The sequence below is a fragment of the Bifidobacterium tsurumiense genome (assembly GCF_000741765.1).
In the GTDB taxonomy this organism is placed as follows: Bacteria; Actinomycetota; Actinomycetes; order Actinomycetales; family Bifidobacteriaceae; genus Bifidobacterium; species Bifidobacterium tsurumiense.
The window spans coordinates 43,744-53,834 of sequence record NZ_JGZU01000008.1 but is presented as its reverse complement, the minus strand read 5'-3'; the positions used below and the strand labels follow the sequence as shown (position 1 = coordinate 53,834).

The 10,091-nt window shown below is 52.0% G+C and carries 10 protein-coding genes and 1 tRNA gene; 9 read left to right on the top strand and 2 right to left on the bottom strand.

The window, feature by feature from the left end; all coding sequences use genetic code 11:
• From BITS_RS09500 to clpX, 5 genes are all read left to right on the top strand, one after another.
• Positions 1–260, top strand: a 260-nt coding sequence (locus tag BITS_RS09500) for a hypothetical protein (RefSeq protein ID WP_238556545.1), incomplete at its 5' end; no start/stop codon positions are given.
• 27 nt (positions 261–287) lie between these two features.
• A complete protein-coding gene (locus BITS_RS04260; RefSeq protein WP_044259483.1) occupies positions 288–1,589 on the top strand; it encodes a chloride channel protein in 1,302 nt (433 codons plus the stop codon).
• A 67-nt stretch (positions 1,590–1,656) separates the two neighbouring features.
• A complete protein-coding gene (locus BITS_RS04255) occupies positions 1,657–2,277 on the top strand; it encodes an ATP-dependent Clp protease proteolytic subunit (RefSeq protein ID WP_154568185.1) in 621 nt (206 codons plus the stop codon).
• An 11-nt stretch (positions 2,278–2,288) separates the two neighbouring features.
• Entirely contained in the window at positions 2,289–2,960 is a 672-nt protein-coding gene (locus BITS_RS04250; RefSeq protein ID WP_026642601.1) for an ATP-dependent Clp protease proteolytic subunit, read from the top strand.
• 169 nt (positions 2,961–3,129) lie between these two features.
• The gene (gene clpX, locus BITS_RS04245) at positions 3,130–4,479 is read left to right on the top strand and encodes an ATP-dependent Clp protease ATP-binding subunit ClpX (RefSeq protein WP_026642602.1); all 1,350 of its coding nucleotides are present in this window, start codon (positions 3,130–3,132) and stop codon (positions 4,477–4,479) included.
• 205 nt (positions 4,480–4,684) lie between these two features.
• Here the strand turns inward: clpX and BITS_RS04240 are convergent, their stop codons facing one another.
• The gene (locus BITS_RS04240) at positions 4,685–5,554 is read right to left on the bottom strand and encodes a LysR family transcriptional regulator (RefSeq protein WP_034534282.1); all 870 of its coding nucleotides are present in this window, start codon (positions 5,552–5,554) and stop codon (positions 4,685–4,687) included.
• A 143-nt stretch (positions 5,555–5,697) separates the two neighbouring features.
• On the opposite strand from BITS_RS04240, the gene BITS_RS04235 reads away from it, so the two are divergent.
• The 3 genes from BITS_RS04235 to BITS_RS04225 all read left to right on the top strand — a co-directional run bounded on the left by BITS_RS04235 (position 5,698) and on the right by BITS_RS04225 (position 8,205).
• Positions 5,698–6,552: an aldo/keto reductase gene (locus BITS_RS04235; RefSeq protein WP_026642605.1), complete on the top strand. Its 855-nt coding sequence runs from the start codon at positions 5,698–5,700 to the stop codon at positions 6,550–6,552.
• Positions 6,553–6,610: 58 nt separating this feature from the next.
• Positions 6,611–7,372 (top strand): flavodoxin family protein, encoded by a 762-nt coding sequence (locus BITS_RS04230; RefSeq protein ID WP_026642606.1) that lies wholly within the window; start codon positions 6,611–6,613, stop codon positions 7,370–7,372.
• Between the two features lie 182 nt (positions 7,373–7,554).
• A complete protein-coding gene (locus BITS_RS04225) occupies positions 7,555–8,205 on the top strand; it encodes an NAD(P)H-binding protein (protein ID WP_026642607.1) in 651 nt (216 codons plus the stop codon).
• A gap of 144 nt (positions 8,206–8,349) precedes the next feature.
• Here the strand turns inward: BITS_RS04225 and BITS_RS04220 are convergent.
• A tRNA-Arg gene (locus BITS_RS04220) sits at positions 8,350–8,423 on the bottom strand.
• A gap of 260 nt (positions 8,424–8,683) precedes the next feature.
• Between BITS_RS04220 and nhaA the strand changes: the two genes are divergently transcribed.
• The gene (gene nhaA, locus BITS_RS04215) at positions 8,684–9,940 is read left to right on the top strand and encodes a Na+/H+ antiporter NhaA (RefSeq protein WP_026642608.1); all 1,257 of its coding nucleotides are present in this window, start codon (positions 8,684–8,686) and stop codon (positions 9,938–9,940) included.
• Positions 9,941–10,091 lie beyond the last annotated feature (151 nt).

Sequence of the window (10,091 nt, the reverse complement as noted above, 5' to 3'; positions counted from 1 at the left end):
GTGGCATTCGGGGCAAAGTGGGTTCTCATACCATTCAGACAACCACATTCAAACGGCTCCCAGGCCTTGCCCCGCAACGCGCCACGTCCCGTTCCGGACACACATTCTGGCCGACCTCGAAAGTCCCCACCGCCACATTCAAACACCTCTCAGACCTTGCAGCACAAGGCATGAGAGGCGATTTCAGACACACATTCTGGCCAATAACCCTGAAGTCTGCCAATTCGATAGCATCGAAATATATGGCGAAATATTCGTGAATCGATACCAGTGGGAGAGCGGTGAAGATGGCAGAAAACGAGATCTCACACGAACGTACGGCTGGCAGCGAGCCAATTGCGCTCGTTATTTCCGTTTTCATCCTCGGGGCACTGGCCGGCCTGGGTGCTGCTGCGTTGATGCTGATTCTCGAAGGTATTGGTGACGGGGCTCAGTGGTTGTCAAACCTCGCAGTCGAAAACGGTTTTGGCACGGTTTCACTCTGGCGATTGGTGTTTGTGGTCGCCGCAGCCTTGATTGCTGGATGCGTGTGGTGGAAATTGCGAACGCGCACGAAACGAGTCCCATCGGTTGCTCAAGCCGTGCAAGGCGCCATTATGCCAGTATGGCAGAGCATAACCCATGTGTTATTGCAGATTCTCATTGTCGGTACCGGTTCGTCCATCGGCAGGGAAGTGGCGCCTCGAGAATTGGGCGCCTTGCTCGCACAACGCTACTGTGCTCTGCTCAAGCTTGATGCCGCAACGACCAAAATGCTGGTTGCGGTTACGGCGGCAGCTGGTTTGGCTGGTGTCTACGATGCGCCTTTGGCAGGAACGATGTTCGCGGTGGAAATCCTCCTTGCCGATATTCGCATTCGCACAGTAGGGGTGGCTCTCGGAGCTTCGGCGACCGCGGCATTCGTTGCTGACAGCATAACCGGACGTCACGCATATTATGATGTCGCGGCTTGGCAGAACGCATTAGGCGGACAATTCCCCGTACCAGCCAATGTCACCGCTTTCGCAGTGATATGTGGCATTGTCTGCGGTTTTTTGGGTGCATGGTTCCGCATCCTGTCATCATGGGCCGGCAAGCATAAGCCACAAGGCGTTGGTATTGTATGGGCAATGCCGCTTGCGGCGCTGTGCACCGGCCTGGTGGCTATCTGGATGCCGCAGGTCATGGGTAATGGCCAGAAAGTGGCGCAGTCCATATTTAACACCTCGCTATTGCCGCAACTGGGCGGAATTTCAGTGCCATTCGTGGTACTGATCCTTATGCTGGCCAAGGCTGTGCTGACGATAGCGACGATCAGATCCGGTGCTTCCGGCGGCGTATTGCAGCCCGGGATTGCCGTGGGTGCGTGTGCAGGAGCTTTGCTCGGCTTGGTTTGGATGCTCGTTTTTCCAGGAACGAGTTTGTCCATATTCGTGTTTATTGGCGCAGCCGCATTGTTATCGGCATCTCAGCAAGCCCCGCTGATGGCATTGTTCTTGGTCATGGAATTGACGGAGTCGCCTATTGCCTTGGCAGTTCCAGCCGGTGTGGCGGTTATGATGTCCGTCATGGTTTCAGGCCTCGTACTCAAAACATATTCTCGCAGTTAGCGCAAAGATGGAATGAGTCGCTTCAAAGCGGTATTGTTCATCGTGTACCGATTGTTTGTAAGGAGATATGGTGGCAGATTTTCTGACATCCTCGCCGAAGATGGCCGATGGCGAAATGCCTTCGATGGGCGATCCCATTTTTAACCGGCTGCTCAAGGACCGTATCATTTGGATGGGCGAAGAGGTTAAGGACGATATGGCCAACCGCATTTGCGCGCAGATGCTGATGCTGGCCGCAGAAGACCCCAAAAAGGATATCTGGCTGTACATTAATTCACCGGGCGGTTCCATCACCGCAGGTATGGCCATTTATGACACGATGCAGTTGATCGAACCTGATGTGGCAACTGTTGCCGTTGGCATGGCGGCTTCGATGGGTCAGTTCTTGCTGAGTTCGGGAACGCCTGGCAAGAGGTTCATTACCTCTCATGCCCGTGTCCTGATGCATCAGCCTTCTGGTGGCGTCGGCGGAACGGCCACGGATGTGCGCATCAATGCAGAGCTCATCATGGATATGAAGAAGACCCTCTCGGAGTTGACCGCTCAGCAGACCGGCCACACTATCGAAGAGATCTATCGTGACAACGAATATGACCACTGGTTCACCGCACAGCAGGCATTGGAATACGGCTTCGTCGACAAGATCGTCACCACGCCAGGAACGATGAACACCAAGGAACAGGCGTAAGGAGGGTAGCAATGGCAAGTGAAGAAGCACGTTTTGTCGCCCGTGCCGAACGTTTGGCGGGACCTCGTGGAATAAGCGGCATGCAGGCACAGAACCGTTATGTGTTGCCGCAATTCAGCGAGCGTACCCCGTATGGCATGAAGACCCAGGACCCGTACACCAAGTTGTTTGAGGACCGTATCATCTTCATGGGTGTGCAGGTGGATGACACCTCCGCCGATGACATTATGGCGCAGCTGTTGGTTTTGGAAAGCCAGGATCCTGACCGTGACGTCATGATGTATATCAATTCGCCAGGTGGTTCCATGACTGCTATGACGGCCATTTACGACACGATGCAATACATCAAGCCTGATGTGCAGACGGTGTGCCTAGGCCAGGCTGCCTCTGCCGCGGCGATTTTGCTGGCAGCAGGTAAGGCAGGCAAGCGTCTGATTCTGCCGAATGCGCGTGTTCTGATTCATCAGCCGGCTATGGGACAGGATTTCGGCAAGGCTACCGAAATCGAGATCCAGGCCAAGGAGATGCTGCGTTTGCGTGAATGGTTGGAGACGACTCTGGCCCAGCATACTGGGCAGGATATTGAGCGAATCCGCAAGGACATCGAGGTTGACACCATTCTGACCGCCGATCAGGCCAAGGAATACGGCATGGTGGACGCCGTCTTGGAGCACCGCCAGTAGTTTCAGATAAGTAGAAACTGTTGAAGATACCCCTGATGTTTCAGACATCGGGGGTATTGTCGTATCGTGGAACCGTTGTAAAGCGCGAGACCAGATGATGGTGCGCTGAGATCGACTGGATAATCCTGCGAAGTTGCAGACAGTGATGAACCGACCGGAAAGGAAGACCATGAGTAATGTGGTCAGCTATGGTGAAGAACCGCCCCGGTGTGCCTTCTGCGGAAAGACCGAACGACAGGTTCGTAAATTAGTCACAGGCCCCACTGCTGCAATATGCGATGAGTGCATCGCGTTATGTGTGGAGATCATTTCCGAAGAGCAGGGACGGGATGCCGAGAACAATGTCTTGTCTCTGCCGAGCCCTGCCGATATCTACGATTATTTGGATCGGTATGTGGTAGGCCAGCAGTCGGCGAAGAGAACGCTGTCCGTTGCCGTGTACAACCATTACAAGCGCGTCAATATGGAACAGTTGGAGGCAGCTCGCTCTCAAGACAGCACACAAGTCCGGGATATGCATGAAGACATGAGCGATCAGCTTGACAGAAGCGATTTGATGCTCAATGAAGACCTCAGTCAGGTCCAGGTAGCCAAATCCAATATTCTGCTCATGGGGCCCACAGGCGTCGGCAAGACCTATCTTGCACAGACTTTGGCCTCAGTCATGAATGTGCCTTTTGTGATCACCGATGCCACCACGCTTACCGAAGCGGGATATGTGGGAGACGATGTGGAAACCGTGCTGCAGAGGTTGCTCAAGGCCGCAGACGGCGATGTGAGCCGAGCGCAGCAGGGGATTGTATACATTGACGAGATTGACAAGATCGCTCGCAAAAGCGGTGAGAACACATCCATAACCAGAGATGTCAGCGGTGAGGGCGTGCAACAGGCCTTGCTGAAAATACTCGAGGGAACCGTGGCATCGGTGCCATTGGATGGCACACGAAAACACAGGGATCAGGAATCGGTGAATATCGATACCCGAGGCATCCTGTTCATATGCGGAGGGGCTTTTGTCGGATTGGCTGATATCGTTGCGCAACGATTAGGCCGCCATGAAAGCGGATTCGGTGCGGCATGGCGCACACAGGATGTCGATCCGAAGGAGTTGCTTGCACAGACCACCCCAGATGATCTGGCTCAGTTTGGATTATTGCCCGAATTCATCGGCAGATTACCTGTTTTCAGCGTTCTCGAGGAGCTCGATGAGCGCGATTTGGCAGAAGTGCTCACCCGGCCAGCGAATTCATTGGTCAGGCAATATATGAAACTGTTTGCAGTCGATGGCGTCAAGCTCTCGTTTACGCAGGAAGCCGTGGATGCCATCGCCCACACGGCAATAGAACAGGGAACCGGCGCTCGTGGTCTTCGTTCGATTATTGAACGAACATTGGAGGAAACCATGTTCCACCTGCCGCAAATGGAAGATGTTGACGAGGTTATTGTCGATGCTTCATCGGTGCGTGGGGAGGGAACGCCAAAGCTGGTCTCCAATGAATGGCCAAGGCGGGTCGCCTAACGCGCATGAGGATGCCGGACGATTCCGACTGTGGCTGAATGTGCGTGGTGGCAAAGATTCCATCAGTATTCAAGACAAATAGCGTATAGATGGCGATTCATGCGGATTGACACGCACCGATAGCATGCACTTCTTGCCATTATGGTTTTCGATAAAACCGCTGAGCGCTTCCCATGAGACGGTTTTCTTGGATTGATGTAGCCGCTCAGTGCATGGTGAGTGCGTCGTCATTGGGCCACGCCGAAATATAGGCATCGATAACAGGCTGCAATCGCTGCTTTTCCGATATCAGATATGTGAGATACAAGGGGAGAATCGCCTCTGCATCTGTGATTCTTAGCCGCCGGCGTGAAGTATTGCGAACAATGCCAGTCGATAGGTTTGTGGAGAAGTGGGCGAGTGTTGAGTTGTCGATTATCTCCAGGAAATCATCCCTGTCGTTTTGACTGATGAATTTTGCGTGAGGAATGTTGCGCTCGATCACGGTCTGCCACTGACCAAGACCGGTGAGCACAAGAAATCGCAGATGGTTGAGCTCTTCGAAGGTTACTGTGCCCTTGTCTGCCGGGAGGAGTTTTGCATCCACATGAGCGCAGAGATATTCCTCTCCGATATAAAAGGATTCGATTGTGTCGGTAAAAATCTCTTCTGTGGTGAATACTGCAGAATACCGATATGTCATCAAGGCTTGTCCCACTTCATTGTGTTCGAGTAAATCGTTGTCGATATGAGGAAGTTCCGGATTGTGTGCAGTGAAGAAGAGCGCCGGTCCGGGAGCGGTCGCCGCCAGCAGGATATGATGCTGGCCGAAATTGTATTGCTGGATCTCCTGTATGCATTGATGCTGGGCATCGAGCAGTTCTCTCGCACGCTGTGCTGCGAGCCTTCCTGTCGTGTTTAGTTCGATTTTATTGGCCGACCGATTGAAGAGTTTGACACCTATATCGTCTTCAAGTTTCTGCAGATTTCGCGTAACGGTCGGTTGAGAAATCATGAGCTCATCTGCAGCGCCTTGCACTGTTTCGTTGTCGGCATAAGCCACGAGTGTTTCGAGCAGACGATTATCGAAATACATCTCTATTCATCCTTGAAAATGGTTGATTTTGCAAGCGCAATCAATAGCATACGCAATATGAATACTACCTTTCGTTGTGGGTAATGTACAGGGCAGCGTTGCGGATCTAATCTCGAAATCACCAAATAACGAAAGGAACAACAATGGAATTCGTAACACTTAATAACGGTGTCAAGATGCCAATGGTCGGATTCGGTGTATTCCAAATTCAGGATGCCGATACCACCGAAAAGGCAGTTGCAGAGGCATTGCGCACAGGATACCGTCTTATCGATACCGCGGAGGCGTATGGCAATGAAGAAGCCGTGGGCAAGGCAATACGAAATTCGGGGATACCTCGTGAAGAGATCTTCGTCACCACCAAGGTCTTCATCAACCATATGAGCTACGAGGGCGCAAAGGAAGCCTTCAACGAATCATTGAGAAAGCTCGGTCTGGATTACATCGATCTGTATCTGCTTCACCAGCCGGTAGGGGATACCTTCGGGGCATGGCGAGCCTTGGAAGAGCTGTACAAGGCAGGGAAGATCCGCGCGATTGGTGTCTCCAATTTCAAAGAAGATCAGATCGCAAACCTTTCGATTTTCAATGATGTCGTCCCTGCGGTGAACCAAATCGAGCTCCACGTGTTCCATCAGAAAGAGGAACAGCAGGCATACCAGACATCCAAGGGAATCGTGACCGAGAGCTGGGGAGCCTTTGCAGAGGGCCACAACAATGTCTTCAGCAATCCAGTTCTGGTTGATATCGCCCAAAAGCACGGCAAGACCGTGGCGCAGGTCATGCTCCGCTGGCAGCTTCAGCGCGGGGTTGTGTCCCTTTCGAAGTCTGCAAATCCGGAGCGAGTACGTCAGAACTTCGACATCTTCGACTTTGAGCTCAGCGAAGACGATATGAACCACATCAAGACATTGGATACCAAGACTTCGGTCTTTGCGGATCATCATGAAGCTTCAACTGTGGAATTGCTCGCTGGATTCGTCTTCAAGAAATTCTAGAAGGCGTTGTAACACATCTTTCTATTCATCGATGGCAGGCAACAATTAAGGACTTCAAATGCGTAATCGTACAAGGCTTTCATATCTTGCCGCATTGCTGGTCTCATCGCTATTTGTTGCCTGCTCTGCACCTCAGACATCACAGACTGCACAATCTCAGGAGGACAATACGAATACACAGTCTCAATCCGAAGAACTCATGAATCCTTCGCGTATCAACGCACCTCAAGTTGGAATACCAGATGCGCAGTGGAATCAGAGCAGAGGGACCGTTTCGGATGGCAATGATACCAATGCTGACAATGATCCGACTCTCATCCTGACAGGTAAAAGCTCAGATATCATAATTTATTTCTCTCGCTCAGGCTCGACAGAATTACTGGCAAGCAAGATTCAAAATCAACTTCGTGCCGATGCGTTGGAAATAGTGGTGAAGGATCCATATAGCTCGAACTATTACGACACTGTGGAGCGAGCCAATGGTGAACGTGAAGAGGAAGACGATCCTGAACTCAATATGGATGTTCCGGATTTATCGGCCTATCAGCACGTATATCTGGGATATCCGATCTGGGGAATGACCTTGGCGGAACCGATGGCCAGCTTTCTGGAAGAATATGGAAGACTGCTGAGTGGCAAAACCATTTCGCCGTTCTCCACCAATGGTAGCTATGGAATCGGGGCAAGTGTTCAACGCATCCAGCGTATCCTTGGCGACCAAGGTGTTCAGGCAGATATCACCGAGGCCTACACCATTCAAGGCAATAGAGTGAATGAAGCTGATAGCAGCCTTAAGCAGTGGCTTGACGCGGTGAAATAGTTGCAGCATACTGTGACTGGCCTGTGCTTCGGTTTGGATTATGTCGATTGTTCAGAACCTGCATTGTGCTTGGTCATGACATTCATTTACGGTGTTCGGCATGCCGGTGGCAGTGCTCGTGAGACATAACAACTTCAAGATTTCGAATTTCAAGGAATCAATAAATATCAGAAAGGTCAATTGTGACGAATCTACTCATACTGGGTGCGAACGGACAGATCGCACGATTGGTTGCACAACGATTGCTGAAGGAGAATGAGGATATTAACCTCACCTTGTATCTGAGAAATAGTTCTCGTGTTTCAGACCTGGCCAAGGACCCGCGTGTACGCGTCGTGGACGGCGATATCCATGACGAGGCGACACTTGAAAAGGCTATGCAAGGTCAGGATATTGTGTTCGTATCTCCTGTGGATCACGATGTGACCAACCGACAGACGCGTGTTGTCATTTCTGCGATGAACAAAGCTGGGTTGAGCCGAGTCGTCAGCGCGAATATCGGTGGAATCTATGACGAGGTTGATGGCGAATTCGGTCGATGGAATAAAGAAACCGTGACGCAGGCTGCAATAGATAATTGCCTTGGATCTGCTCAACTGTATGAGCAATCGGGATTGGATTACACCATTCTTCGCATTCCGTGGCTCAACGACTGCGATGAGGTTGATTATGTCATAACGTATAAAGGCGAGAAATACATCGGAGTCTCGGGATCTCGCAAAAGCATCGCCGATGTGGTTATTCGCATTGTCGATGACCCGAGCTTCCTTGTGAAGGACAGCGTCGGCATCGCCAATGCCGCGACTGAGGGCAGCGATCGACCTGTGTATTAAGGTCGTGCGGTCTGCCGCGTCTTATGGGAGTTGTGCGGCTCCGGCAGAGATCGGTCGAAGTTGCACAAGCCGTGCGGTGGCGTTTGTAGGGCACTCAACTGAGCATTAAAAAACCCTGAAGGCAATGTCTTCAGGGGATCTCTGTGCGCCAGACAGGATTCGAACCTGCAACCTGCTGATCCGTAGTCAGCTGCTCTAATCCATTGGGCTACTGGCGCATGTTTTCCGTCATCTCGCTTCTCAGTGAGGAGCTCGTTTCCGGCAACTCGTATAAACTACCTCAAGCTCCTCCCAAGCGCAAGAATCGGCGTGTCGTATTCGTCGGATGTCGGTCATGAGGTGGTGCATTTGGCAGGATTCTTGTTCGAGGAATACGGCATTTCATATACGAAGTCCCAGTCTCGATGCCGCTTTGTACAATTGCAATTTGTTGCGGTGCGAGAGACGTTCCGCAGGATAAGGATTTGGGAATCAATCGATGGTAATCGCGCGTAAAACCGGCACAGTAATCAAGCACGTGGCTGCATCTGAACGAGCTGCAGGATTGATCATGCTGGGGTGCGCCATTTTGGGTTTGGTGCTGGCCAATATGCCTGCAACTTCCCATGGATTTGAAGTGTTGGAACAGTGGGTTTTGGGAATCCCAGGCACCAATATCCAGCTGCCGGTCGGGCATTGGGCTCAGGATGGCCTGCTTACCGTATTCTTCCTGGCAGTTGGGTTGGATCTGAAACTGGAACTGACCGGTGGTTCCCTGGCCAATCCCAAAGCAGCTGCCGTACCGATGCTATGCGCCGTCGGAGGGATGATGGTGCCCCCGGTGCTTTTCGTCAGTGTGATGACCATATTCGCGTTTGCGCCCGGCTCGCAGGCGGGCATGGTGCATTTGGCGTCAGGAGCTGATGTGCCGCTTTCCGAGGCAATTTCCGGATGGGCCGTGCCCACTGCCACCGATATTGCTTTTTCTTTGGCCGTGCTGGCATTATTTGCCAAAGCGTTGCCTATTTCCATCCGTGCATTCCTTATGACCTTGGCGACTGTGGATGATCTGCTGGCAATTATTGTCATCGCGGTATTCTTCTCGGCATTGAACAGCGTATGGTGGTTCGTGGGTTTGGTGGTATGCGCCGTAATATGGGCATTCGTTATTCGTATGCCGCGCGTTCCCTGGCCTATTGCCGTGCTCGTGGGAGTTCTGGCTTGGGTGTGCATGCTGGAATTCGGCGTGCATCCGACGCTGTCCGGTGTGGTTCTGGGGCTGTTGACGCCTGCGCAATTGATTCACGGCGAAACCAAGCCTCGTGCGCAACGATATCTCAACGGTGTTCAGCCGTGGTCCGCATTGGTGGCTTTGCCGGTATTTGCGTTTTTCGCCACAGGCGTTCGGATCGAGACATTCAGCTTGCAACTATTCGGTTCTCCCATTGTTATCGCCCTCATTGTTGCTTTGGTGATAGGCAAGCCTCTGGGAATTCTGATCACCGCATGGATCAGCACTCATGTAGGCAGACTTGCGATGCCTCGCGGTGTGCGCGTGCGTGATATCATCCCCACAGCATTCGCCTGCGGTATTGGATTTACAGTTTCCTTCCTCATCGCTTCTCTGGCATTCCATAACCCCGAATTATCGGCTGAAAGCCGTATCGGCGTATTGACGGCATCGCTTATCGCAGCGGTGCTTTCTGGGATTTTGCTTTCTGTGCAGAGCAAACGAATCCAAGCGGAAAACGAATGACGCTCAATCGGTGTGGCTTTCAATGCATTCGTACAGGATGAAATCCGGAATATGTGACTGCCTATTGTCGATTTCCCATATTCCGATGCGCTAGGCTGGGGTGGGCAGGTTATCGATCGTCAGGAGGGAGCGCAATATGGCCAAAGAAGAG